A 26877-nucleotide genomic window follows, 5' to 3' on the forward strand; every position below is an offset into this window, starting at 1 on the left:
GTTGTTAAAATTTTTAAAAGCATAACAACATAAGCTCCTGTAATCCGAGGATAATTTTTTCTTGTCTGAAATAACATATGCATTAGAATAAGAAAATGATAGACCGTTTAGGTTATTTACCTTCGCTTTAGTTTGTAGTACGATAAAATATAATTATCAAAATAAAAATTTAATGTTTATGATGGAAAAGTGGGTGAATGACATGGAAGAGAAAGAACTAGAATTATTAAAGTTATTAGAAAAAAATGGACGTTTAGAAATGGATACCATTGCCCGAATGATTGATCTTCCTGTGGATCAAACAAAAGAAATGATGGAGAAATTGGAGAATGAAAGTGCAATTTTAGGTTATTCCACTTTAATCAATTGGGCTAAAGTACTTAAGTATGAAGGTGTTACAGCTATGATAGACGTCAAAGTTACACCGACAAGAGGAGCAGGATTTGATAAAATAGCAGAACGTATTTATCGTTTTCCAGAAGTTAAAGCACTATATTTAATGTCAGGTGCTTATGATCTTTCCGTTTCAGTTGAAGGGAAGACAATGATGGAAATTAGTCGATTTGTTTCAGATAAATTATCTACATTGGATACGGTTGTATCGACTACAACACATTTTGTTTTGAAAAAATATAAACATGATGGCATTGTTTTTGAAGATCAAGACGGGAAAGATAAAAGAATGATGGTGTCACCATGAGAACACAAGACAAAACTTTTGTAGCAGATCATGTAAATGAATTAAAACCATCTGGCATACGACGTTTTTTCGATTTAGCTGCTAAGATGGAAAATGTCATCTCGTTAGGAGTCGGTGAGCCAGACTTTGTTACACCATGGAATGTAATTGAGGCGAGTTATCATTCATTGGAACAAGGGTATACATCTTATACAGCTAATGCTGGTTTGTTGGAACTACGTCAAGAAATTAGCAAGTTTCTTCATAAAAATTATCAATTAGAATATAATCCAGAATCACAAGTACTGGTAACAGTTGGTGCTAGTCAAGCAATAGATGTTACGTTGCGTGCAATTATTAATCCAGGAGATGAAGTGATTGTAGTAGAACCTAGTTTTGTCGCTTATGTACCAGCAGTACGTCTAGCCGGGGGAAAGCCAGTTACAGTCGAGGCTACACAAGAAAATCAATTTAAAGTACAAGCAAATCAAATCGAGGCGTCTATTACACCAAAAACAAAAGCTATTATGATTTGTAGCCCGAATAATCCAACAGGTGCTGTATTGAGTAAGGAAGAATTAGATGCAATTGCTGGTGTTGTTAAGAAATATGACCTTCTTGTTTTGTCAGATGAAATATATGCAGATTTAACTTATGATGAGGAGTTTACTAGCTTTGCATCCATAGATGGCATGGCAGAACGTACGATCCTTATATCTGGCTTTTCAAAAGCATTTGCTATGACAGGTTGGCGTTTAGGCTATGCAGCCGGTCCAAAAGAAATTTTACAAGCAATGACGAAAATCCATCAATATACGATTATGTGTGCACCGACAATGGCGCAACATGGGGCATTAGAAGCGCTGCGTAATGGGATGGATAATGTGAAAGAAATGCGTGTGAGTTATCGACAAAGGCGAAACTTTGTGGTAAAGGCACTACAAGATATGGGGCTTGATTGTCACTTGCCTGGAGGAGCATTTTATGTGTTTCCTTCCATTGAAAATACGGGATTAACATCAGCTGAATTTGCAGAGGAACTCTTGCAAGAACAACAAGTTGCTGTTGTTCCAGGTGATGTATTTGGTAACAGTGGAAGTGGCTATATTCGGTGTTCTTATGCTTCTTCAATGAAACAGTTAGATCAAGCAATGAAACGCATGAATCAATTCATGCGAACAAAATAATGGCCATAATAGGCAGGGTTAATTCATATCCCTGTCTATTTTACATAGAATGAGAAAAACATAAAAATATAATTATTTTGCTACAAAATGCATGGATAAATGTTATAATACGAATAATTATGCATATATTTATAAAAATGTACGACAATTTATTGGATGGGAGTGTTCTTTAGTGGTTGTACCTACAGATATTGAAATAGCCAATCAAGTCACGAAAAAGCCAATTAAAGAAATAGCAGAAAGGTTAGGATTACAGGAAGAGGAATGGGAACCTTTTGGAAAGTACAAAGCAAAGATTACACTTTCTGTACTAGATAGATTAAAAGAGAAGCCTGATGGAAATCTGGTACTAGTAACATCTATTAATCCCACGCCAGCAGGAGAAGGGAAATCAACTGTTACCGTTGGATTAGGGCAAGCGATGAATCAGCTAGGGTATCAAACAGTTGTTGCACTCCGAGAGCCCTCTTTAGGTCCAACTATGGGGCTGAAAGGAGGAGCTAGCGGAGGGGGCTATGCTCAAGTTGTTCCGATGGAAGATATCAATCTCCATTTCACCGGAGATATACACGCAATTACAACCGCAAATAATGCATTAGCTGCTTTTATTGATAATCATATCTTTCAAGGGAATGCATGCAACATTGATACACGTCGAATTGTTTGGAAACGGGTAGTAGATCTAAATGATCGTGCGTTACGGAATGTTGTTGTGGGATTAGGTGGTCCAAAACAAGGGGTGCCTAGAGAAGATGGATTTAATATTACGGTAGCTTCTGAAATTATGGCAATCTTTTGTTTAGCGAAAGATCTAGCAGATATGCGTAAGCGCTTGGCGAACATTGTTGTTGGCTATCGTCCAGATGAAACGCCTGTAACTGTAGCTGACTTAAAGGTAGAAGGTGCTTTAACCTTACTCTTAAAAGAGGCAATCATGCCAAATTTAGTGCAGACACTTGAGAACACACCTGCAATTATTCATGGAGGCCCTTTTGCCAACATTGCTCATGGTTGTAATAGTTTACTAGCAACCAGAATGGCTAGTAAATTAGGGGACTATGTTATTACAGAAGCAGGATTTGGTGCCGATTTAGGCGCAGAAAAATTTTTGAATATAAAAGCTAGAATTGGGGAACTTGATCCCAAAGCAGTCGTTATTGTTGCCACGATACGTGCACTAAAGATGCATGGTGGAGTGGAGCAATCGAAGCTAGACGAAGAAAATATAGCTGCATTACGTGAAGGAATAAAAAATTTAAAAAAACATATGGAGACAATCGAATCATTTGGTCTTCCATTTGTTGTAGCGATCAATCGCTTTGTACATGATACGAATGATGAAATAGCCTTTATCCAGCAATGGTGCAAAGAACAAGGGGTAGAAGTAGCTTTAACAGAAGTGTGGGAACACGGCGGTAATGGTGGATTAGAATTAGCCAATAAATTAATTCAAACCATCCAACAAAAAAAGGCCGATTTCTCCCCTTTGTATGAACTAAAAGACTCGATAAAAAATAAAATTAGACAAATTGCTCAGCAAGTATACGGAGCAAACGATGTGACTTTCACTGCTCAAGCAGAACAGCAAATAAAAGAAATGACAGCGCTTGGTTGGAGCGAATTACCTGTTTGTATGGCAAAAACACAATACTCCTTATCGGATGATCCAAAACGGTTAGGAAGACCTGAAAATTTTGTGATTACAGTCAGAGAATTGCGGCCATCAATTGGAGCCGGTTTTATCGTTGCATTGACTGGTGATGTCTTAACGATGCCCGGATTGCCTAAGCAACCGGCAGCATTAAAGATGGATGTCGATGACACTGGTCAAGCTATTGGACTTTTTTAATAAATATCTGCTATAAAATTATAACTATAGCTAATGTAAAGTAAAATATGGGTGCTACCCATATTTTACTTTATTAAATAGTTCGTTTATTTGTTGGAGGATTGTATGGATAGTAAAGAATATCAATTATTAGATGCTACTGATTTAACTAGACTTATTAAAAAGAAAGAAGTATCAAGTGAAGAATTATTAGACGCAGCATTTGCTAGGATGAAGGAAGTAAACAAGGAATTGAATGCAGTTATTCGAACAAGGAAGGCAACGGTATACCAAGAAGCAAAATCATCAAAATCAGCTCCTTTTTCAGGTGTGCCTATTTTATTAAAAGATATATCTCAATCTATAAAAGGGGAAGTACTTAGTTCTGGTTCAAAGTTATTAAAACAAAATATAGCGGCAAATGATTCTAATTTTGTTGCTAGATTAAAACAGATTGGTTTTCTACCGATTGGGCACACGAATACTCCTGAATTTGGTTTAAAAAATGTTACTGAGCCTGAAGCATACGGTGCAACAAGAAATCCTTGGAACCTTGACCACTCTCCAGGAGGATCTAGTGGAGGAGCGGCTGCAGCAGTGTCAGCTGGTATTGTTCCTGTCGCGGGTGCAAGTGATGGAGGAGGATCCATTCGAATACCTGCATCATTCACTGGATTGTTCGGCTTGAAGCCAACAAGGGGACGAACTCCTGTTGGTCCTGGAGTAGGCAGGCAATGGCAAGGTGCTTCGATTGATTTTGTATTAACAAAGTCAGTAAGAGATAGTGCCGCCTTATTAGATTATCTGCAAACGGTGCAGCCTGAAGCAGCATTTCAAACCCCACTTTTTGAGGGAAGTTATTTTAATGTAGTTAAGGAATGGAACAACCAAAAACTTCGGGTTGGATTTACAACTGAATCTCCCGTAGGAACCTCTGTGAGTGAAGAGGCCAAACAAGCTGTTACACAAGTCGTTCAATGGTTGGAAAAAGAAGGGCATGATGTTGAGATGTGCCGTATACCTGTTGATGGCTATCAGCTAATGCACCATTATTACAAAATGAACGCAGGAGAAATGAACAGAGTAATCACTGGATTGGAGAAGGCTCTCCAAAGGGAACTTACATCACATGATATGGATCCTTTTACTTGGGTGCTCCATCAATCTGGCAAAAACATTTCTGCAGCAAATTATAGTGAGAGTCTAATAGGCTGGGATAAGGCTGCCGAGCAAATGATGGAATACCATAAGAAATATGATTTACTGATCACGCCGACTAATGCGCACCCCGCACCGAAGATTGGTGAACTTACACCATCTGCCTATGAGCTAGAAAGATTATTAATGGTAAATGAACAAAGTGCTTTAGAGCAACAACAATTAGTATATGATATGTTTTTACCTAGTTTAACCTATACACCATTTACCCAATTAGCCAATCTTACAGGACAACCTGCAATCAGCATGCCTGTTTACGTAACGGATCATCATTTACCAATGGGAGTTCATGCCATGTCTCCAAAAGGAAGGGAAGATCTGTTGTTTCAACTTGCGGCTCAATTAGAACAATCTGATTTATGGATAAGAACAGATCAACATTTAAATTAAGATAGAAGTTAATCCGCAAATGATCGTTGCAGCAAATTTAGCGTACATTTGTGGAAGAAAGCAAAGCAAAAGTGTTCATCATTCAAGATTTTAATGAACACTTTTAGCAAAAAAACAAATTGATCGTACCAGTGATTATGTAACAGTTTATATCAACTTTACTTAATAACAAAATCAATGTCATCAAATTTCCTAGTATATTTGATATGAAAGTTCATTCCATCAAAATACCAAGCATCAGATTTTTCAACAAAAAAAGTAATACCATTGCCAGTTGTTCTCAGTGCTGGATCATTTGGCGTATCGTTAGTAGATATACCTAAAGAAAAGCCTTTGTGAATACCACCATGTCCACCATAACGTACAAAGAAACGTACAAAATCACCTTCCTTTAAGTCCATTTCATTGATAAACCATTTTACAGCCGGTTGAGTTATTGATAATTCCATGAAACATTTCCTCCTTCAATAACTACTATACCAAATATCGTAGGAGTGAAGCTAAAAATAGAGAGGTGGTAAGCTCACATTTTCGTGCTTTTTTGAAATATGTAATGTTAAATTCTTTGTTAACGAAGCATAAAAAACGTCATCTATGCTTTGAATGCCATTAGCATTTAAAGCTTGAAGTAGCCATCTTTCATCTACATTCAATTGTTTTAAGACACTTGGATATAATTTCCCATCTATTATAACAGGAAAAGCCAATTCGCTTGACGAGTCCTCATTTGTTGTCGGGTCATTTTTTGCAGCATTATTTTTTGGTGTTTTACGAAAGACACTTAATTGTCCATTCGCTTCAATAATGGCTAGTTCCACATCGGCTAAATCAAATATGTTATTCTGACGAAGCATAAGTAAAATATTATCCATGGAATATTTTATTTTGCGTAAATTCTTGTTTATCAATTTTCCGTCCTTTACTACAATTGTTGGTGAAAAGGTTAAATAGTGGCCAATTTTTTGATTTAAACGTAAGAAAGCAATTAGTTTTTCTAAAATAGCTATGCAAATAATTGCTATAATGGTATGGATATGTTTTATGTTAGGATCTGCAATATCTGCACCTACCACTGACCCCAGTGTTAAAACAATAAGAAAATCGAAAACAGGCAACTCTCCAATAGCCCTCCTCCCCATAAAGATAGTGACAACTAGTAGAAGGGGGAGAATAGTAAAAATTCGCGCAATAACAGTAAGTATTTCAGTTAACAATTGAATCATCCTCCAAACTATCTATATGAATAATATGGCCGATTGGATTAAATTGTATGAAATACTTTTCCATCTACTTGTCCATTCAAATGGAATTACGTTTAAGAATGATGTGTTAGTATAGATTTGTATAAACTAGTGACCACTCCATGTATCCTTAATTCCTTTTCATTGACATGACCAATAATATCTTCTGAATCTATCGCTTTTAAGACCAACTTATCTTTGCTTTTTAACAGCTTGTGAATAATGAAATGATTGTCATAGGTAGCTAAGATAACTTGTCCGTTCATTGCATTTGTTTGTTTTTTAATAATTGCTAACTCTATATCCTTTTTTTCTTTAGGGTGATCTAATTTATAGGAGTTAGAAAAAAGAAAATCTCCTTTTTTAGCTAAAGAAATAGGTATTGGTAAATAGGTAGCTATATTATCTGTTGATAAAATGTTTTGATTTATTAAATGTTGCTTTACTAACGGCAAAGAAATAAAGTGACTTTGTGGGATTGTTTCGTGTTGATTAAGTTGAACTTTGTAATTAATATAAAAATCCATAAAAGCATGAATGAAATGCTGATCTTGCTTTTGAAGTTGTGTTAATTGTGTATGTAATTCGTGCGAATCATCTACTAAAAAAGATGTTCGTGTGTCAATTTCCGTTGCATGGATTCCTTTTAAAAGCCAATCAGTAGTTATGTTAAAGTATTCTGATAGAGCAACGATAAATTTACCACCTGGAATTCGTTTGTCATTTTCCCAATTGCTAATATTTGCGGAGTCTGTCCCGATTGCTTCACCTAGTACAGCCATCGAGTCTCCTCTTTCTTTTCGTAACTGTTTTATACGCATTCCAATTGTATACATCTCAATTATTCCTCCAGTAAGTAAAATATTCTAATGATGACAAAAAATTTAGACCTATAATAGAGTGAAAAATGAAAACTCTTGCCGATTCTTATTAGTTTTGATTTGACTACACTAATTATAATCAGTAATATTGGTTTAGATTATTAGCTGATAAGCAAATTATGTTAACTTATATCAGAAAATAAAATAAGTGAGAGAAAAAATTTTAATTAGTTATATAGTACCCGTTTTATAAATTAACCAATCCTCTTATGAGTCTTTTATACTGTAATTAGGTATAAAATAAAAATTAATTAGTTAGGTGATAAAAAAGTGAATATAGTTTTCATTAAAAAGTCTTCCCTGTTACGTGAAGGGATAGTAGAGCTTTTAAAAAGAAAATGGCATAATGAAAAAGTGTATGCTTGTGATGGAACAGATATAGAGAAATATGAAAGTATATGTGAAGTGGCGATCATAGATCTTGATTTAGATTCGCCTGATTTTAAATGGATACAATACTTTTATCAATTAGGGAAAAAAGTAATTGTTTGGGTGAGTGATGAGAAAAGTCAGCAATTAGCACATGTATTTAAATTGGGATTAGATGGTTACTTCTACAAGGATATGGAAGAGCGAGAGTTATTAGATGCACTATATCTTATTGAATCAGGTGAAAAATATCTTCACCCTGTCTTATCTGCAAGCTTATTAGAGGAATATGTCCGTGTGAATAATAAACAACCAAAACGGCCAGTAGATATTTTATCTAACAGAGAATGGGAAGTGTTGCAATTGCTTTCAAAAGGATATAATAATTTGGATATTGCTGCTAATCTTTATTTATCAGATAAAACAGTTAAAAATTATATCAGCTCTATCTTGAAAAAACTAAATGTACCAGATCGTACAAATGCAGTATTAAAAGCTATAAAAGAAGAATGGTTATACATATCCTAACTTTTGATTGTTATTACTTTGTCAATTAACTTAAATCATTTATTATTAGAATAGTAAAACTAATTTGAAGGAGGAAGCTAAATTAATGAATTGGTTAAAGCAATTATTCCCCTCCAAAAAATGTTATATATGTGGGCAAAAGGCAACCAAGCCACAAACATACGTGACAGATCAGGGAGAAAGTGTGCGCGTATGCTATAAATGTGTTCCTTATGCTGAAAGAAGAGCATTGCGCAAGCCATAAGAATAATAAAAAATAGTTAGAGCAAGCTTTGTAAACTTTTTTACAAAGCTTATTTTGTTAAAAGTAATTGTTCCTACACTTGTCCAAGATACACATAATTTTTGCAGAATGGAGGATATTATGTGTAGGAGGGAAAATAAATGAAAAAGCCTATAGTAGTTTTAACAATAGCAGGATCTTTGTTAATGGGTTGTACAAATAACACAGTCGATCAGGCAGAACAACAAAGAGATCAATTAAATACAGAGCCAATTAGTTTTGGTGGAGAAAACCCGCATTCAACGCAGGAGCAGCAAACCAAAAAACCAACATTACCAATCGAACCAGGACGCGAACAAAATATTTTTACTAATGAAAACGGAATTCGAACAACACCTCCTGAGGAAAGTCAAAAGAGGGATGAACAACAAAACCAAGCAAATCAATCCTTTCAAAAAGAAGTCATTCAGTTAACAAATGCAGAAAGAAAAAAACAAGGATTAGCTGAATTGCAAATGGATAGTGAATTATCTAAAGCGGCACAGACTAAATCAGAGGATATGGCTAAAAACAATTATTTTTCACACACGTCACCGACATATGGTTCTCCCTTTGATATGTTGCAGGAGTTTGGAATTGATTATACAACAGCAGCAGAAAATATTGCCTCTGGACAGCAATCAGCCCAAGAAGTGGTTACTGGTTGGATGAATAGTCCGGGCCATAGAAAAAATATTTTAAACAAAAAAGTAACACATATTGGCGTTGGTTATGCAGCAGATGGTGCCTATTGGACACAACTTTTTATAGCGAAATGATGATGAAAAGACTTATCTATAGCGATAAGTCTTCTTTTTTTTTGATAAAATAAAATTATCGCAGTATATTATTTGTATAATCAATATTAGCATGCAAAATATTGAGCGATTCCTGATGAAGGATTCTACATACGTTAAATGAGTTAGTACAAGAGAAGAGAAAGGATGAGTGAGTGGTGAAAAGGAATATTGTTGAAGTTACCGGTTTAAAAAAACGTTACAAAGATTTTGAAGCAGTAAAAGGGATAGATCTCCTTGTAGAAGAAGGAGAGATTTTTGGTTTTTTGGGACCAAATGGAGCTGGTAAAAGTACGACAATTAACATGCTCTCCACCATCACTAATCCAACTGGTGGTACAGCTAAAATTAATGGATATGATAATGTTAAAGAAAAAAATAAAGTCCGCCAAAGTATTGGCTTAATTTTTCAAGAATCAACGCTAGATGAAAAATTAACAGCAAACGAGAACTTGATGTTACATTGTAAATTTTATCGTGTACCGAAAGATAAACGTGAGGACCGAATACGAGAAGTATTACAGATTGTAGATCTTGAAGACAAGCGATCAAATATTGTTGAAACCTTTTCTGGAGGAATGAAACGTCGTTTAGAAATTGCGCGTGGTCTTTTACACTATCCTCGCGTACTTTTTCTTGATGAACCAACTGTTGGATTAGATCCACAAACGCGAAATCATATTTGGGAATACATTTTAAAATTAAAAGAAAAAGCGGGAATTACTATTTTTCTTACGACGCATTACATGGATGAAGCTGAGATTTGTGATCGTGTTGCTGTAATCGATCATGGTGAATTAATCGCTTTAAATACACCAGATCATTTAAAAAATGATGTTGGTGGTGACATTATTGAAATTTCTACATCAGACAATAAAAATGCAAAGAGAAAAATTGAAGAAATGTATCAACTCACTGTCTCAGAAAACAGTGAAGGGAAGCTTAGTTTTCAAGTAAATGAAGGTAGTGCATTTCTAGTTGACTTTGTCAAAAAGACAGACATACCAATTCAAACGGTTAATTTAAGACGTCCAACATTGAATGATGTTTTTTTACATTTAACTGGTAGAGAGATTCGTGAAGAAATGGTTTCTCAACGTGATTTAATGAAACGTAGTATGAGGGGGCCACATTAAAATGGAAGGTATTTATGCAATTTGGCAACGGGATGTTATAAAGTTTTTTAGAGACAAAGCGCGATTGGTAGGATCATTTGCAATGCCATTTATGTTTTTAATTTTATTTGGAAGTGGGATGAGTGGAGCACTATCTTCCATGATTGGTGGAAATGCAGCTGGTCCATTAGCTGCATTTGATTTTGTGGAATTTATGTTTCCTGGAATTATCGGGTTAACCGTTTTTAATACAGCGATTTTTTCAGCATTATCAGTGGTGCAGGATAAAGAATTTGGTTATATGCGTGAAATACTTGTTTCGCCAATGTCTCGTGTGACCATTGCAATAGGTAAGGTGCTTGGCGGCAGTACAGTGGCTGTTATACAAGGACTAATGATGCTGCTATTTGTTCCGTTTATTGGTGTGTCTATTACATTTTTAATGGTATTAAAATTAATTCCTGTCATGTTTTTAGTTGCATTTGCTATTTCATCGATTGGTTTATTAATAGCTAGTTCATTAAAAACATCCCAGGGTTTTCAAATGGTCGTACAAATTCTTATCTTTCCAATGCTATTTTTGTCAGGGGCCATGTTCCCGCTAAATGGTATGCCAGCATGGATGGATGTGATCGTGAAAATCAATCCTTTAACTTATTCTGTTGATATGTTTAAAAAAATTATTTTGCAACCAGAACAAATGGCTCCAGCTCTAAGAGAAGCGATGGGACTTAATTTATCTATCTTTGACCATGTCATTACATTTTCACAAGAAATCCTTGTTGTATTAGCAGTTAGTGTTGTTTTTGTTATATTAGCAACAATCAAGTTTTCAAGAGCTGAAGGGTAAGCCAGATATTCTATCAATCAATCATCAAAGGTTTTATACTTTGGTGATTTTTTTAGTTCACTTCATTAATTACCTTTTAGTCTCATTTATTTTTTTCATTCTATTCATGTCAAGTATAACTAGAAAATCTTTGAAAAGCACTTTCTTTATATAGAATTAATCCGTATAATAGTACATTAATATAACGGTTACTGACATAGGGAGAGACGTTTTGTGCGTAATACTGAACAATCACTTGTTCCATTAAAAATGTTGTTATTTAGTTTTCATGGGGCAAATACAATAGTTATTAGTTTTTTACCATTATTGTTACAATATAGAGGTTTGACTGGAAGTGAGATTGGTTGGGTTCTAGCAGTTGGGCCAACGGTATCTATTTTTTCACAACCTTTCTGGGGTTATATGAGTGATAAATATCAAACGGTCAAACGTATTTTAATGATTTGTTTAATTGGTCTTCTAATAAGTAGCGTTTTTTTCTTTCAAATGACGATACTTCCATTATTATTGATGATGGCTGGGATCTATTATTTTTTTACTGCTCCAATTGGTGCGTTGGCAGATAGTTTAGCACAAAGGCGGGCTGATGCATTAGCCATCTCTTTTGGATCTATAAGAACGTGGGGATCCATTGGGTTTGCTGTATCTTCATTGGTAGTGGGTCAAGTACTAGATATAATAGGGATACAGTATCTTCTCGTTCCGTATTTAATTATGGGCTTACTAGCACTTATGGTGTGCTTCCGTCTGGCTGATGTCAACGTCGATGTTGATCCCATTCAATTTAGCGATTTAAAAAAATTATTCCGCAATCGTCCATACATTATATTCTTAGTACTAATTTTGTTTATGACGATCACACATCGTACAAATGATAGTTATATCGGTTTATTTATTGAGCAGCTAGGAGGAAATGAAAGTATAATTGGTGTAGCCTGGTTTATCGGTGTAGCTAGTGAAGCGATCGTTTTTGCATTCGCTCACTTATGGTTTCGTAAATTTCATCCATTATTTTTCATTATTGTGGCAGGGATTTTGTTTACGATCAGATGGTTTTTATATGCATTTATTAATGAACCGTTTATTATTGTCGGCCTTCAAGTTTTCCATGGTTTAACCTTTGGTGTTTTTTATTTATCAGCTTTTCAATATATCACACGTCTTATACCCAAATCGTTACAATCAACAGGTCACTTAGTCTTTATGTCGGTCTTTTTCGGTTTGTCAGGAATTGTTGGCTCATTAGGGGGCGGAACAATCATTGATTTATTTGGTGCAAATACTTTATATTTATATATGGGAATCATGGCACTCGTAGGAACAATCTTACTGTTGTGTTATCATCTATTACCTTTTTGGAAAAATTAAAGTGACCGAACAACTTTTAAATCATAAATAGAGTAAAGGTGTGGGGGTGTGGTGTGTGGATGAGAAAAAAATAACAAATGTTTGTCTCCTTGCTGGGAAAATCATGTTACAAAGCGGGGCAGAAACGTATCGTGTAGAAGATACGATGATCCGAATTGCTTTAGCTTTTGGCGTGAAGAAGGCGCAAAGCCATGCAACCCCGACAGGGATTCTGTTTTCAATGGGAGAAACAGAGCCCACTAATTTCGTACGTATTGTTGAACGCTCAACAGATTTACATAAAGTGACGCAAGTGAATAGTGTCTCGCGAAATATTTCAAATGGGCTAGTAACGTTAGACGATGCATCTCAACAATTACAGAATATTGAATCCCAAGTACATGCTTATCCTATAAATTTGCAAATAATAGCGGCATGTTTAGCTAGTGGTTGTTTTACTATTATGTTTCAAGGGCAGTGGATTGATTTTTTTCCTGCTTTTATTGCAGGTGGGATAGGTTATTCGGCTATGGTTTTTCTTCATCAGATTGTAGAAATTCGTTTTTTTGCTGAATTTTTAGCTTCGTTTTTAATAGGCTTAGTTGCTTTTTTATTCATTTATACTGGAATTGGAGCAGAATTAGATAAAATTATTATTGGATCCGTTATGCCGCTTGTCCCGGGCTTACTTATCACTAATGCTGTGCGCGACTTGATGGCTGGCCATTTAGTATCTGGTTTATCAAAGGGTGCAGAAGCATTTTTAACTGCATTTGCAATTGGAGCAGGAGTTGCAGTGATTTTTTTAATTATTTAAGGAAGTGATAAATATGATCATTATCCAACAATTAATAACTAGTTTTTTTGCTGCAAGTGGTTTTGCAGTAATTTTTAATGCGCCTAAAAAAGCTTTGTTACAATGCGGTACTGTAGGTATGTTAGGTTGGTTTGTATATACCATCTGCAGGATGCAAGCTATTGATCCTGTTGTCGCAACTGTAGCTGGTTCTATTTTAGTAGCCATTTTAAGTCAAATATTTGCGAAATTATTTAAAACCCCAATTATCATATATAATGTGTCTGGTATTATTCCGCTTGTTCCTGGGGGAATGGCTTATGATGCGATGCGTCAATTTGTGGTAAATGATTATAACATGGCCGTACAATTAGCTGCAAAAGCATTTTTAATTTCGGGTGCTATTGCCCTTGGGTTAGTTTTTTCTGAAATCATTAATCAAGTTATACGAAAAATAAAATGGAAAAATGTTCAAGAAAAATGTGAACTTTAGAAAGCAAAGGTGTTAGTAATGGGATTTTTAACTGTGTTATTACCAATTTTTACCGTGTTTACAATCGGTTATATTGGGAAAAAATTGTGGAATATCGACGTAAAACCAATAGCTACTATGGCTATCTATTTACTCTCTCCATTTTTGGCATTTCAAACATTTTATCAGAATCCAATTAATCTGGATTATTTTTATATGTTTGTTTATTTAGCAATGCTATGTATTATATGCATTTTCATTTGTTACATCATAGGTTTTATAAAACGTTGGTCAAAGAAGCAATTAAGTGGCTTTATTTTGGCTTCTTCTTTTATGAATAATGGGAATTATGGTGCTCCACTTGTTCTGTTAGTTTTTGGTGAAACAGGATTTCATTATGCTGTAATTTTAATGGTGCTACAGCAGTTAATTATGTGTACAATTGGGATTTATATAGCTGCACAAGGTAGTCAAACAGAACAAGCACATTCTCCATTGAAGGAAGTGATTAAGGTTCCAATTGTATATGGTGCGTTAGCTGGAATAATAGTAAATGGTATAGGGGTAAGTCTGCCGGAAGGAATTGCAACAGTTGTCAATATGGTAGCTGATGCTGCGATTCCAACAGTAATGATAGTGCTAGGAATGCAGTTAGCAACTATTTCTTTAAAAAAAATAGAATTTGGTAATTTATCCATTGCTTTAGTCCTCCGGTTGGCAATTGCTCCAATCATTGCATTTGTCATTACATTATTTTTGCCAATTGATGAAATGGTAAAACAGATTATGATTTTAACTGCCGCCATGCCGACAGCTGCAAATACAACGATGTATGCAGTTAAATTTAATGCTAGACCCATGTTTGTATCAAGTGCCACGTTAACAAGCACACTATTAAGTATTATTACGTTACCAATCGTTTTGGCACTAATCCTATGATATAGTGAAATTTTCTAATGCATCACTTTTTAAAGTAAAAAAATGTGATAATGCAAACGTTTAGAAAATGCAATATAATTACAATATAACTAATTTAAACACGAAATTACTAAGGAGGATACAAATGAAAAAAATATTACTCGCATGTTCAGCTGGAATGTCAACAAGTCTTTTAGTTTCAAGAATGGAGGAAGAAGCGAAAGCACGAGGAATTGATGCCGAAATTTGGGCTGTAACACAAGATCATGTACCGTCGGAAATGGAACGCGCGGACGTATTATTAATTGGACCACAAATGCATTTCTTGAAGGATAAATTTTCAGAGATCGCTGAAGAATTAAAAATTCCACTTGATGTTATTGATCACATGGCATATGGACGTGTAGATGGAAAGGCAGTTTTGAATCAAGCATTAGAACTATTGTCAGCGTAATTGGCTTGTTCATTCATGTATGAATTAGCACATACAAGATCAATAGTGGATGGAATAGTTATGAAATAACTGACATAAATAGTAGAAAATACGTATTTCCTTGGGAACTTGTGGGAAATACGTATTTCATATTCTAAAGGATGAAATTAAAATGGAGCAAACAATAACTGAAATAGCCTTTCAGATTATTCTTCATGCAGGAAATGGTAAATCAAGTGCGATGGAAGCAATTCAAGCAGCGAAACAGGGCGATTTTAGTCAAGCTAACCAATTAATTAAAAAAGCTAGTAAATCGTTTGGAGATGCACATCATTATCAAACAACATTATTGCAAGAAGAAGTAAAAGGTGATGGATCTACTGTTAATTTGATTTTAGTTCACGCCCAAGACCACTTAATGACAGCAATGACGGTTCGTGATCTTGCTATTGAAATAATTGAAATTTACCGTAACAAATGAGGGTAATGCCCAGGTAGAATAGGAAGCTGATAGTTGTCTGGGCTAAATTTTTATGAAATTATTGTTTTATTACTATTCACTGGTTGGGGTTAGCAAACTAGGTGTAATTTTATCTAAAAAAGGGAACATATATAAAGAAAATACATGGAGGGATAAATGGAATGATTACATTAAAAAAAGTAAAGGATCAACCCCATGAAATTACGAATCAAAAAGGGGTTAAATCAATAGCTGCGTCATCCGACAATGAAGTAGAAGGTTACAGTCCAGTAGATTATCTAGCAAGTGCTGTCAGTTTTTGTATGGGATTAACTTTAGATGCACTTATTAAACGGGATGATCTCCCAATTGAGTCATATGACATTGAAGTTCATGTAACGAAGGCGGAGGGCAGACCATCTCGTCTAGAAAAGTTAGATGTGGATATTACTTTTGATACGGAGCTTGAAGATAAAGTAAAAGAGAAATTGATTCGATCAGCAAAAAGAGGCTGCACCATAGGTAATACAATAGAACATGGTGCTGAAGTAAATGTAACAGCGAAGTAAACAATAAAAAGACTGCATTTCAATTTAATTGAAATGCAGTCTTTTTAAATTCATTACGAAAAAATCTGAATTTTTATAAAATAACGGTTGTATAAACATACACATTAAAGTATAATAATTAACTACAATCAAGAACGGTTTAGGAGTGAATATAAAGATGAATGTAGCTATTATAGGTGGTTCTGGCTATGGATCAGTAGAATTAGCGCGACTTTTAAATATACATCCGTATGCAAGGTTAACAACAATTATTTCTCATTCTAAAAATGGAACTGATTTTTCAACGGTCTATCCTCATATGAGTGAAATTATTACACTTACGATGGAAGGCCTAAATATAAAAAAGTTAAGTGAAACAATAGATCTTGTTTTCTTTGCAACACCTTCCAATGTTAGTAAAGAATTAATTCCGACTTTTTTAGAATATGGATTGACCTGTATTGATTTGTCAGGAGATTTCCGGTTGAAGTCACCAACTACTTATCAGGAATGGTATCAAGCAGAAGCTGCAGATCAAACGTATTTAGATCAAGCTGTTTATGGACTTAGTGAAATTTTCCCAGATCAAATTCAATCTGCAAAATTATTAGCCAATCCCGGATGTTACCCAACCGCTGCTTTATTAGGTTTAATACCCGCTTTGCAACATGGCTGCATAGATGGAAATAGTATTATTATTGATGGGAAAACGGGTGTATCTGGTGCAGGTAGGGGACTATCCTTGAATGTGCATTTTTCCGAAATGAATGAAAATACCAAAGCCTATAAATTAGGGGTTCATAAACATGTTCCAGAAATAGAACAGACGCTTCAGTCATTTGTTGAAGAGCAAATACAACTTACTTTTACACCACACATTGTGCCAATGACTAGAGGGATTATGGTCACGTGCTATGCTAGCTTAAAAGAAAATGTAGACCAACAAACGATTCAGTCACTCTATCAAACTTTTTATGAAAAACATTCCTTTGTTCGTCTACGATCGGAAACCGCTTTACCAACAACAAAAGAAGTGTATGGAAGCAATTATTGTGATATCGGGGTACACGTAGATGAGCGAACGAATCGATTAACTGTGATTGCAGTTATTGATAATTTAGTAAAGGGCGCCTCAGGCCAAGCGATACAAAACATGAATTTAATGTGTGGATGGGATGAGACAACGGGATTACAACACCCACCTATCTATCCTTAATTATAGAAAGGATGAAACGATGAACAATTTACTAGCTGTAGATAAGATTAAGCTATTGCAAAATGGAAATGTTACCTCTCCAATCGGGTTTTCAGCAGGTGGCTTACATTGTGGTATACGTAAGAAAAAGTATGATCTAGGTTGGCTATATTCTGCAAAACCGGCCACAGCTACAGGCGTTTATACAACGAATCTATTTCAAGCAGCACCACTGCAAGTAACACAAGAAAGTATGGCAAACGGACAATGTTTGCAAGCAGTTCTTGTCAATTCAGGTATAGCAAATGCATGTACTGGAGAAGAAGGGTTAGCAAATGCGTATGAGATGCGAAAAATATTTGCAGAGAAATTAAACATATCAACGTGTGATGCAGCTGTTGCCTCTACTGGTTTAATTGGTGAACAACTACCAATGGATAAAGTGCGATCAGGTATCGATCAAATTAATCAACAGGATAGTAATCAAGCAAATCATTTTGAGACAGCGATTTTAACGACAGATACAAAAGAAAAAAAGATAGCTGTTACCTTTGAAATAGATGGAAAAAAGGTCACGATAGGTGGTGCGGCAAAGGGATCGGGAATGATCAATCCTAACATGGCTACCATGCTTGGATTTATTACTACAGACGCGAATGTGTCTCAAGTAGATTTAGAGCAAGCATTAAAACAGCATACGAATCAATCGTTTAATATGATTACCGTTGATGGAGATACAAGTACAAATGATATGGTTTTAGTACTTGCAAATGGAATGGCAGAAAATGAATTATTAGATCAACAGCATCCAGAATGGGATGTTTTCTTAGAAGGATTGTATATTGTCTGTGAAGTGCTTGCAAAAGAAATTGCTAGAGATGGAGAAGGGGCAAGTAAATTAGTTGAAGTACAAGTAGAAGGTGCCATTACGAATGAATCGGCACAAGTAATTAGTAAGAAAATCATCTCATCAAATTTAGTAAAGACGGCGATACATGGTTCCGATCCAAACTGGGGAAGAATTATAACGGCTATTGGTTATAGTGGTCAAATGCTAAATCCGAGTGAAGTTTGTGTATCAGTAGGAACGATTGAAGTTGTTAGGGACGGTATGCCACTTCTATTTGATGAAGAAAAGGCAAAAGCCTATTTATCTCAAGACAGTGTAACCATTCATGCCAAAGTTGGTAACGGGAACGGTAAAGCAGTTGCTTGGGGCTGTGATTTGTCCTATGAATATGTCAGAATAAATGCTTCATATCGTACGTAGGAGATGAAAAGAATGGAATACATGGTGATTAAATGTGGCGGAAGTATTGTTGATCAATTAACACCAGCGTTTTATCAAAATATTGCCCAATTACAGAAAGAAAAGCAAATTAATCCAATTATTGTTCATGGTGGAGGACCGATGATTTCTACTTATCTAAAGCAAATGAATGTGTCAACTACATTTGTTGATGGTCTACGTGTAACGACCAATGAAGTATTAGACGTCGTAGAGATGGTATTAAGTGGAGCGGTCAATAAACAAATTGTTAGAAATTTGACTAGTCAACATGTAAAGGCAATCGGAATGAGCGGTATAGACGGTCATTTACTAGAAGCAGTTCCAGTGAAAAATGCTGATCGTATTGGTTATGTAGGAAATATAAAAAAAGTAAACACATGCGTGCTAGAAGATGTTATGGATCAAAATTATATTCCGGTGATTTCCCCTATTGCATTAGGTGAACAGAATCAACGTTATAATATTAATGCCGATATTGCAGCGTCTGCCGTTGCGCAAGCATTACAAGCAAAATTATGCTTTATTAGTGATATACCAGGTATTTTAGTGGAGGAAAATGGTCAAAAGCAAACACTACATGAAACCAGTAAACAAGAGGTTGAAGGATTAATAAAATCAAAAGTGATCTATGGTGGCATGATCCCTAAAGTAAAAGCAGCCTTGATGGCACTAGAAAAAAACGTACCTGAAGTTGGTATTGTGAATGGGACGAAAGCCGGTACGTTAATTGATTTTATCGATGGAAAAAAAGTCGGGACAAGGATTCAGTTAGAGGAGGTATCTCATGTCTGATAGGATAGCGGATAAAATAACGACTCGTGTGATGTCAACATATAATCGTTTTCCGATTACATTAAAAAAAGGAAAAGGGAGTTATGTGTGGGGTCAAGATGATCAAGCTTATCTTGATTATACATCAGGGATAGCAACATGTAATTTAGGACACGTACCAACAACGGTAAAAGCAGCAGTAGAAAATCAATTAAACGAACTATGGCATTGTTCCAATCTTTATACCATCCCTTCACAAGAAAAATTAGCTAATCAATTAGTTGAACATACGGTATTTGATCAAGTTTTCTTTTGTAATAGTGGTGCAGAAGCAAATGAAGCAGCAATTAAAATAGCAAGACGCTATGCACAAGAAATAAACCAGTCAGATAAATATGAAATTGTAACATTCAATCAATCGTTTCATGGACGTACCTTAGCTACCCTTTCGGCAACCGGACAAACAAAAATTCAAGCTGGTTTTCAGCCACTAATGCCTGGTTTCAGGTATCTTCCTTATAATGATAAGGACGCTTTAGCAGATCTGATTCGACCAGAAACTTGTGCTGTTTTATTAGAACTCGTACAAGGCGAAGGTGGTGTAATTCCAGCCGGTCTTACTTGGGTGAAAGAGGTTGTACGTTTATGTAAAGAAAATAATGTATTAGTAATAATTGATGAAATTCAAACAGGTATGGGACGAACGGGTTCTCTTTTTGCTTATGAAAAGTACCAGATCGAACCAGATGTTATTAGCGTTGCAAAAGGGTTAGGCTCGGGATTTCCTATTGGTGCGATTTTAGCCAAGAACTACGTTGCAGAAGCATTTCAGCCGGGTTCACACGGGAGCACATTTGGAGGGAATCCAGTGGCAACTACAGCAGGGTTGGAAACTTTACGGACTATGATGGATACTGATCTATTAACAGAGGTTGAAGCTAAAATAGCATATCTATGGTCCGGATTAGAAAGTTTAGCAAATAAGACATCAGAAATTAAAGAAATAAGAGGAAAAGGATTTTTAATTGGGATAGAGGTAGAAGGAAAAGCCATTGATTATGTAACGAAAGCAAGGGAAAATCACCAATTACTAATACTAGTGGCTGGTGACCACGTTATTCGTATTCTACCACCTTTAACGACAACCATAGAAGAGATAGATCGAGCACTTTGTAAACTAGAAGCATTATTTGAAATTACTAGTTGTTGACAAGGAATAACTAGATCGATATAATTACTTGAGTAAATGGATACATTCCGTTTCATATACGGGAGAGGTTCTTAGCAATAAACCCTCTATAAAAAACTAAGGACATATGACGTGATCAAGCCATATCCTTAGGAATGGCTTTTTTTTATGGAAAATTTTAATAATAAAAAAGGAGGCTACCAATATGGCAGGAAGAAAAGATGAAGATTTACAAGATCTTTCCTTGTTAGGCAGCCAAGGAACAGATTATCATTTTGATTATACACCGGAAGTTCTTGAAACATTTGATAATAAACATCCAAATCGAGAGTATTTTGTAAAATTTAACTGTCCAGAGTTTACTACACTTTGCCCGAAAACGAGACAGCCGGATTTTGGTGCGGTTTATATTAGTTATATTCCGGGAGAAAAGATGGTCGAAAGTAAGTCATTAAAGCTTTACTTATTTAGTTTCCGTAATCATGGGGATTTTCATGAGGATAGTATGAATATTATTATGAATGATCTCATTGACTTAATGGATCCACAATATATTGAAGTGTGGGGGAAGTTCACTCCAAGAGGTGGTATTTCCATTGATCCATATTGTAATTATGGAAAACCTGGTACTAAATTTGAGCAAATGGCTACACACCGTCTAATGAATCACGATATGTACCCTGAGAAAATTGACAATCGCTAATGAGGGTTAGCGCAAAGAATCTCCTTTTCCAATTATAAAAAAGGAGAATTAATTATGTTTATCTATTTAAATGGCTTATTTGTAGGTCTATTGATTTTATCGAATATTATTGCTGTAAAATTAATTACTATCGGAGATTTTGTTCTACCTGGAGCTGCAATCGTATATGTTGTAACTTATTTAATAACAGATGTAATTGGTGAAGTTTATGGTAAAGAAGCAGCAATGAAGACAGTTCGTGCCGGATTTGTTACCCAAATCATTGCTTTGCTCTTTGTATTTGCATCGATACACTTACCGGCAGCTTCTGCATTTGGTATGCAAACTGAGTTCGAAATGATTTTAGGCGGAAGTTTCCGTGTCATGTTTGCTAGTTTACTTGCTTATTTAGTCAGTCAACATATAGATGTTACGATCTTTCACAAATTGAAACAGCGTCATGGTGATAAGAAGTTGTGGTTGCGTAATAATTTGTCCACCATATCTAGTCAGCTACTAGATACAAGTATCTTTATCGTTGTTGCATTTGTCGGAATGGTTCCAACGAATGTATTAATAGGGATGATTGTAACACAGTATGTCTTTAAATTTATTGTTGCGATTGTAGACACACCAATAACGTATTTGCTTGTTCGATTAGCGAAAAAGGAAAAAGAACAAACTAGCAAAACCGAATACCTTGTAAGTTAAAGGGAAAAAGTGTGAAGTATATTACTAAGTAACAAACTTTCACATATCCCCCCTTTTTAAGGGACGCATTTTATCTACACACCTCAAATACGAGGTGTTTTTTTTATGTCTTTTTTACTTTGAATTAGATACGCATAAATTACTGTCTTTAAATAAAAAAGTATTATAAAATAGTTCAAAAATATCTTCATTAATTGCTCAACTTTCGCAGAGTAAAATTGGCAAATAAGCCTCGATATAACTAGGAAGTCTCACAGTCCAAAGGTAAAGTTGACTTCGACTTAACTGTTTGTTTTTCTACTTTGTTTATTTTTTCGAAACCCACTACGGAAGCAGATGGGCTCCCTTTCTACAGGCACGGCTTCAGCTAAGTTATTCAAGCAAAGCCCGCTTGAATAACTGGATCTTCAGCCCGTGCTGTTCCTGCTAGAGTGTCGCCCATCTGCTTCCTCCGTTAATTTAGGAAGATTGTCAAGCACTATAACAGATATAATACAAACGCCATATAGCCAACGACCAGTACTTGTTTTTTGGTGAGAAAGTTGAGTTAATTAGTAAACTTCCTAACTTGTGATAGAGCCGTATTTTCATAAATTAATTGTTAATGAAGCACAAAGTAATAATGAAATAGAAGGTATACGTAGTACTAAAAAAGAATTAAAAGAAGTATTAGATGATTTAATAAGACCAGAAAAAAATACAAGCGTTTTAAAGGGCTTATGGAACTGATGGAACTTTCTGATAAACCAAGGTATAAGGTAAATCAAATCATACGTAATTTGGAAGAAAGAGATTATGTTAAAACAGTTAAACAAAGACCGATGTCAGAGAAGGGGAATTTTATGTTTATTGATACACTGAAAAATACATTTACAGATTATGATGTTGTGAGAAATAGCGAACATAATGTAGAAGATGTTTATAACTTAGTTAAGGAAAATAAATATTTTTTAGAAAATACACAAAGTCAAGATATTTCTCTTCAAGAATGCTACGAAGATATTACTGATCTCCCCCCTGGGAAAGATATTTCAAGCAAAACCTACATTTCATTTTATCAAAATAATAAATGTGCCTGTGTAATTGATTTTATTATGAACTATCCTGTAATTGATACTGGATATATTGGTCTTTTTATCATCGCTACTAATATGCATGGAAAAGAAACGGGTTCGTTGAAGTGAAGAGAAGCTCAAAAGAAAGTGAAGGTGAATTTTATGAAATAATTACTCTAAAGAAAGTCTTGTAGACCACAGTGACAACTTAGCAATCTTTTTTTAATTTGGGGATGAATTATACTTTTATCTAAAAAGAAAGGACATGAAAGGAATTGGGTATATTAAAATATAATAATTATTTATTGATAAACAATAATAATTGTATTAGGATTATACTATCGATAAATAAATGGGGTGCTTTTTTATTGAGCGAGGACTGCCTTTATAACCTTTAGAAAAATCCATGTATTTAGAATAAGGGGGGATATCATTGGCAAAGATTTTGATGATCTTAACTATACCGTTGATAGCTATTCACATGTTGATTCTTTACTTTTGGATATTTGATTGGAGACAATTAGTAACACAAGTAGGCATGATTTCGTGGATGGGCACAATCATATTAGGAATACTATTTTCTTTATTCTTTCGAAGTATTACGGTTAAAGGAAGATTATTTCAACTACTAAGAAGTGTGTTGTTTTGGACAACTGTGATAACAATCTTATTAGGTCTATTTGCTTTAATCATTGAAGCAATTACAAGTTCAATGCCTTAAATTAAAGGAGATTTCATTTAAAGCGTCCACTTAATAATTTTCGTGCGATGAAAAAAGGTCCACACGTGTTTTGATTGGAAAATGAAGTTTGGTATAATATGGAGAGAGATGCAAAATTGGAGGGGCTTGCATGGATGAGGATCTTGAAAAGGTTAGAAAGCGTGTTGAAAAACGTCTTGAACAGTATGACAACACCGACAACGAAGGTAAGCCGTTTAATGATGCTATGAATCATTTGCAAAGCATTGAAGGTTACCCGTCTACAAATCTCCGGCAATTCAATAGCAGAAGCTTACCGTTGCCAATCCGAATTATCGGCTATGTTCTGTGTGGATTTATCGGGTTGAGTGTTCTTATTATAATCGTATTTACTCTGATCCCTTGATAAAGGTTTATTGCAATAAAACGTTTGGTTGCTTAATTGATAAAACAACCTCTCTATACAATAGAAAACACTACATATACTTTTTCAAAAGATAAAGAATAAACAAAACATGACAAAAGAAAGATTATTTATGATAACGTAATACTAAGAGGATAATTATTCATTGTTAGATTAATCTAATTTAGTTAAAAAAATGTGTATAGTTTATACTTTTAAAGTGTGCATCAATAGAAAGCGTGTTAAATTATTAAGATTTAACAACGCAAAAACAATCATTCATTCTAGGAGGAAGAACATGGTAGATACATTCCGTGCATATCAGTTAACAAAAGAAAATGAAAAGGTAGTAGGGGTTGTAAAAGAACTTACAATAGATGATTTACCTGAAGGTGAAGTCTTAATTAAAGTACACTATTCAAGTGTCAATTATAAAGATGCGATGGCAAATACCGATAATAGTGCGATTGTAAAAAAATATCCTTTCATTCCTGGTATCGATCTTGTGGGTGAAGTAGTGGAATCGGCCGATGATCAATTTGAAGAAGGGGATCAAGTCATTGCAACAAGCTATAATATTGGCGTATCACATGATGGTGGATTTAGTGAATATGCAAGGGTTTCTTCTGCGTGGGTGCTTCCTTTACCAGAAGGTCTAACAATGAAGGAAGCCATGTTATACGGTACGGCTGGTTTTACTGCAGCACTCTCCGTTGATCGTCTAGAGCGAAATGGACTAACTCCAAATCAAGGGGAGGTATTAGTCACTGGCGCAACAGGTGGCGTAGGTAGCTTTGCAATTGCTATGCTAGCTAAAAGAGGATATCGTGTTACTGCTAGCTCTGGAAAGGAAGAGGCGGTAAGTTTTCTAAAATCCATTGGTGCAAAAGAAGTGATTGGAAGAAATGATGTATATGAAGAAAAGGTCCGCGCATTAGATAAACAAAAATGGAGTGCAGCAGTTGATCCAGTTGGTGGACAAACCCTTGCTGCTATTTTAAGTAAATTAAACTATGATGGAGCGGTTGCTGTCAGTGGCTTAACTGGTGGCATAAAAGTACCAACATCTGTCTATCCCTTTATTTTACGAGGTGTTAGCTTGTTAGGTGTAGATTCTGTTTATACACCAATGAGCAAAAGAAAAGAGATTTGGAATCGTATGGCTACCGATCTGAAACCAGCTACAGATGTATTAGATACGATTATGCATAAAGAGATTTCATTAGACCAACTATCAGAAGTGCTACCAACATTACTCGAAGGGAAATCATTGGGACGTATTATTGTTCGTGTACAGTAATACATCGTCGTTTAATAGGAGTAAGAGGTGATTATATGTCGCAAGCAGAAGAACTTGCTGTTATGATGAAAAATTCAAACAGAATCACGTTTCTCACGGGTGCTGGTGTATCGACTGCAAGTGGTATTCCAGATTTCAGATCTACCAATGGTTTGTGGACGGAAGACAAGTCACGCGAATATTATATGTCACGTCAATATTTTATGAAGAATCCAGAAGATTTTTGGCACAAATATAAAGAAATCTTTCGGGTGAAGATTCTAAAAAATTATCAACCAAACAAAGTACATTTGTTTTTGAAAGCGTTGGAAGACCAAGGAAAAGATATAACCATTATTACGCAAAATGTAGATGGTTTACACGGACATGCTGGAAATCAACATGTTTTGGAATATCACGGGAATTTGAATACTGCTACTTGCCCGATGTGTCAAACAACCTACGAATTAGATTATTTATTACATTCTTATGTGCCATTATGTAATCAAAATGGCTGTGGAGATGTACTAAAACCAGATATTGTGCTTTTTGGTGATCCAATCACACTCCATGAGCAAGCAGTGTATGCAATTAGACAAAGTGATTTAGTTGTTGTATTAGGAACCTCTTTAATGGTAACTCCTTTTAGTTTATTACCTTACACGGCTGCAGAAATGAAGATACCAATAGCATTAATCAATAGAGACGCTACACCTATGGACGGGTTGTTTAATTGGATCATTCATGACGATCTACTAAACACGATGGAAAAAATAAAAGGCACGATGTAAACCTTTTTTAAAAAAAGTAGTAGGGATAGATGGACCGTAATAATTATTTCCCATCTATCCTGCTATTTTATTACTTATCCCTCTATAACTTTCACATGATACCTTCGATTTCTAGGTCCATCAAATTCACAGAAATAAATCCCTTGCCACGTACCAAGTATTAGTGTTTTGTTTGATAGAATCATCGTTTGGGCATGGCCAACTGTACTTGCCTTTAGATGTGCGGCTGTATTCCCTTCCATGTGCAAATCTTTTGAATGTTCCCATGGGTAGACCTCATCTAATCTTCTTAAAAAATCAGTTTTTACATCTGGATCAGCATTTTCATTTACAGTGATTCCTGCTGTGGTGTGCATGGAAGAAATAATTACAATACCGTTACTTATTTCCTGTTCCATTAGCCATTGATTAATTTCTGATGTAATATCAATCATTTGATCATGAGCATTTGTTCGTAAAGAAAAAGTGTGTTCCACTAAAATCCCGTCCTT

The 26877-nt window shown here is 35.1% G+C and carries 31 protein-coding genes and 1 riboswitch; of the genes, 27 read left to right on the top strand and 4 right to left on the bottom strand.

Annotated features, from left to right (window positions below):
• The first annotated feature begins 202 nt into the window (after positions 1–202).
• The 4 genes from BN1058_RS01180 (at position 203) to BN1058_RS01195 (ending at position 5302) form a co-directional block, all read left to right on the top strand.
• Complete coding sequence (locus BN1058_RS01180) at positions 203–700, top strand: Lrp/AsnC family transcriptional regulator (protein ID WP_090851669.1); 498 nt, start codon at positions 203–205, stop codon at positions 698–700.
• Positions 697–1866, top strand: coding sequence for an aminotransferase (locus tag BN1058_RS01185; RefSeq protein ID WP_090851674.1), 1170 nt, complete (start codon positions 697–699; stop codon positions 1864–1866). The genes BN1058_RS01180 and BN1058_RS01185 overlap by 4 nt, the downstream gene beginning before the upstream one ends.
• A 172-nt stretch (positions 1867–2038) precedes the next feature.
• Positions 2039–3715 (top strand): formate--tetrahydrofolate ligase, encoded by a 1677-nt coding sequence (locus BN1058_RS01190; protein WP_255306939.1) that lies wholly within the window; start codon positions 2039–2041, stop codon positions 3713–3715.
• Between the two features lie 105 nt (positions 3716–3820).
• Complete coding sequence (locus BN1058_RS01195) at positions 3821–5302, top strand: amidase (protein WP_090851681.1); 1482 nt, start codon at positions 3821–3823, stop codon at positions 5300–5302.
• Positions 5303–5460: 158 nt separating this feature from the next.
• Here BN1058_RS01195 and BN1058_RS01200 read toward each other — a convergent pair whose 3' ends face one another.
• From BN1058_RS01200 to BN1058_RS01210, 3 genes are all read right to left on the bottom strand, one after another.
• Complete coding sequence (locus BN1058_RS01200) at positions 5461–5751, bottom strand: HesB/YadR/YfhF family protein (protein WP_090851684.1); 291 nt, start codon at positions 5749–5751, stop codon at positions 5461–5463.
• Positions 5752–5802: 51 nt separating this feature from the next.
• Entirely contained in the window at positions 5803–6525 is a 723-nt protein-coding gene (locus BN1058_RS01205) for a DUF421 domain-containing protein (RefSeq protein ID WP_090851688.1), read from the bottom strand.
• 92 nt (positions 6526–6617) lie between these two features.
• Complete coding sequence (locus tag BN1058_RS01210; RefSeq protein WP_090851691.1) at positions 6618–7379, bottom strand: helix-turn-helix domain-containing protein; 762 nt, start codon at positions 7377–7379, stop codon at positions 6618–6620.
• A 315-nt stretch (positions 7380–7694) separates the two neighbouring features.
• On the opposite strand from BN1058_RS01210, the gene BN1058_RS01215 reads away from it, so the two are divergent.
• The 23 genes from BN1058_RS01215 (at position 7695) to BN1058_RS01315 (ending at position 26386) form a co-directional block, all read left to right on the top strand.
• Positions 7695–8321 (top strand): response regulator transcription factor, encoded by a 627-nt coding sequence (locus BN1058_RS01215; RefSeq protein ID WP_090851694.1) that lies wholly within the window; start codon positions 7695–7697, stop codon positions 8319–8321.
• A gap of 85 nt (positions 8322–8406) precedes the next feature.
• Complete coding sequence (locus BN1058_RS14245) at positions 8407–8565, top strand: hypothetical protein (protein WP_176694409.1); 159 nt, start codon at positions 8407–8409, stop codon at positions 8563–8565.
• 140 nt (positions 8566–8705) lie between these two features.
• Complete coding sequence (locus tag BN1058_RS01220; protein WP_090851697.1) at positions 8706–9362, top strand: CAP domain-containing protein; 657 nt, start codon at positions 8706–8708, stop codon at positions 9360–9362.
• 176 nt (positions 9363–9538) lie between these two features.
• Positions 9539–10516 carry an ATP-binding cassette domain-containing protein gene (locus BN1058_RS01225; protein ID WP_255306940.1) on the top strand — a complete coding sequence of 326 codons (978 nt, stop codon included), beginning with the start codon at positions 9539–9541 and terminating at the stop codon, positions 10514–10516.
• A gap of 1 nt (position 10517) precedes the next feature.
• A complete protein-coding gene (locus tag BN1058_RS01230) occupies positions 10518–11345 on the top strand; it encodes an ABC transporter permease (protein WP_090851700.1) in 828 nt (275 codons plus the stop codon).
• Between the two features lie 213 nt (positions 11346–11558).
• Entirely contained in the window at positions 11559–12713 is a 1155-nt protein-coding gene (locus tag BN1058_RS01235) for an MFS transporter (RefSeq protein WP_369688238.1), read from the top strand.
• A gap of 55 nt (positions 12714–12768) precedes the next feature.
• Positions 12769–13509, top strand: a complete 741-nt coding sequence (locus BN1058_RS01240; RefSeq protein WP_090851703.1) for a threonine/serine exporter family protein — start codon at positions 12769–12771, stop codon at positions 13507–13509.
• Positions 13510–13522: 13 nt separating this feature from the next.
• Positions 13523–13981 carry a threonine/serine exporter family protein gene (locus BN1058_RS01245; RefSeq protein WP_090851706.1) on the top strand — a complete coding sequence of 153 codons (459 nt, stop codon included), beginning with the start codon at positions 13523–13525 and terminating at the stop codon, positions 13979–13981.
• An 18-nt stretch (positions 13982–13999) separates the two neighbouring features.
• On the top strand, positions 14000–14899 hold the full coding sequence (locus tag BN1058_RS01250) for an AEC family transporter (RefSeq protein WP_090851709.1): 900 nt from the start codon (positions 14000–14002) through the stop codon (positions 14897–14899).
• 124 nt (positions 14900–15023) lie between these two features.
• On the top strand, positions 15024–15332 hold the full coding sequence (locus BN1058_RS01255) for a PTS sugar transporter subunit IIB (protein ID WP_090851712.1): 309 nt from the start codon (positions 15024–15026) through the stop codon (positions 15330–15332).
• A gap of 151 nt (positions 15333–15483) precedes the next feature.
• Positions 15484–15792 carry a PTS sugar transporter subunit IIA gene (locus BN1058_RS01260; RefSeq protein WP_090851716.1) on the top strand — a complete coding sequence of 103 codons (309 nt, stop codon included), beginning with the start codon at positions 15484–15486 and terminating at the stop codon, positions 15790–15792.
• 161 nt (positions 15793–15953) lie between these two features.
• The gene (locus BN1058_RS01265; protein ID WP_090851719.1) at positions 15954–16340 is read left to right on the top strand and encodes an OsmC family protein; all 387 of its coding nucleotides are present in this window, start codon (positions 15954–15956) and stop codon (positions 16338–16340) included.
• A gap of 157 nt (positions 16341–16497) precedes the next feature.
• Positions 16498–17535, top strand: a complete 1038-nt coding sequence (gene argC, locus BN1058_RS01270; RefSeq protein WP_090851722.1) for an N-acetyl-gamma-glutamyl-phosphate reductase — start codon at positions 16498–16500, stop codon at positions 17533–17535.
• 19 nt (positions 17536–17554) lie between these two features.
• On the top strand, positions 17555–18784 hold the full coding sequence (gene argJ / locus BN1058_RS01275) for a bifunctional ornithine acetyltransferase/N-acetylglutamate synthase (protein WP_090851726.1): 1230 nt from the start codon (positions 17555–17557) through the stop codon (positions 18782–18784).
• 12 nt (positions 18785–18796) lie between these two features.
• The gene (argB, locus tag BN1058_RS01280; protein WP_090851729.1) at positions 18797–19597 is read left to right on the top strand and encodes an acetylglutamate kinase; all 801 of its coding nucleotides are present in this window, start codon (positions 18797–18799) and stop codon (positions 19595–19597) included.
• Positions 19590–20786 (top strand): acetylornithine transaminase, encoded by a 1197-nt coding sequence (locus BN1058_RS01285; protein ID WP_090851732.1) that lies wholly within the window; start codon positions 19590–19592, stop codon positions 20784–20786. The genes argB and BN1058_RS01285 overlap by 8 nt, the downstream gene beginning before the upstream one ends.
• Before the next feature lie 58 nt (positions 20787–20844).
• A riboswitch (PreQ1 riboswitch) is annotated at positions 20845–20892 on the top strand.
• Positions 20893–20970: 78 nt separating this feature from the next.
• Positions 20971–21468, top strand: coding sequence for a preQ(1) synthase (gene queF, locus BN1058_RS01290; protein WP_090851737.1), 498 nt, complete (start codon positions 20971–20973; stop codon positions 21466–21468).
• Positions 21469–21522: 54 nt separating this feature from the next.
• Complete coding sequence (locus BN1058_RS01295) at positions 21523–22158, top strand: queuosine precursor transporter (protein WP_090851740.1); 636 nt, start codon at positions 21523–21525, stop codon at positions 22156–22158.
• Between the two features lie 842 nt (positions 22159–23000).
• Complete coding sequence (locus BN1058_RS14250; protein WP_176694410.1) at positions 23001–23342, top strand: hypothetical protein; 342 nt, start codon at positions 23001–23003, stop codon at positions 23340–23342.
• Positions 23343–23646: 304 nt separating this feature from the next.
• On the top strand, positions 23647–23934 hold the full coding sequence (locus tag BN1058_RS01300) for a hypothetical protein (RefSeq protein ID WP_255306941.1): 288 nt from the start codon (positions 23647–23649) through the stop codon (positions 23932–23934).
• Between the two features lie 130 nt (positions 23935–24064).
• A complete protein-coding gene (locus BN1058_RS14415; RefSeq protein WP_090851743.1) occupies positions 24065–24319 on the top strand; it encodes a hypothetical protein in 255 nt (84 codons plus the stop codon).
• A gap of 295 nt (positions 24320–24614) precedes the next feature.
• A complete protein-coding gene (locus tag BN1058_RS01310; RefSeq protein ID WP_090851746.1) occupies positions 24615–25616 on the top strand; it encodes an acrylyl-CoA reductase family protein in 1002 nt (333 codons plus the stop codon).
• Between the two features lie 35 nt (positions 25617–25651).
• Positions 25652–26386, top strand: a complete 735-nt coding sequence (locus tag BN1058_RS01315) for an NAD-dependent protein deacylase (RefSeq protein WP_090851749.1) — start codon at positions 25652–25654, stop codon at positions 26384–26386.
• 74 nt (positions 26387–26460) lie between these two features.
• Here BN1058_RS01315 and BN1058_RS01320 read toward each other — a convergent pair whose 3' ends face one another.
• Positions 26461–26862, bottom strand: a complete 402-nt coding sequence (locus BN1058_RS01320; RefSeq protein ID WP_090851752.1) for a secondary thiamine-phosphate synthase enzyme YjbQ — start codon at positions 26860–26862, stop codon at positions 26461–26463.
• Positions 26863–26877 lie beyond the last annotated feature (15 nt).

It is taken from the genome of Paraliobacillus sp. PM-2 (genome assembly GCF_001368815.1).
Lineage (GTDB): Bacteria > Bacillota > Bacilli > Bacillales > Amphibacillaceae > Paraliobacillus.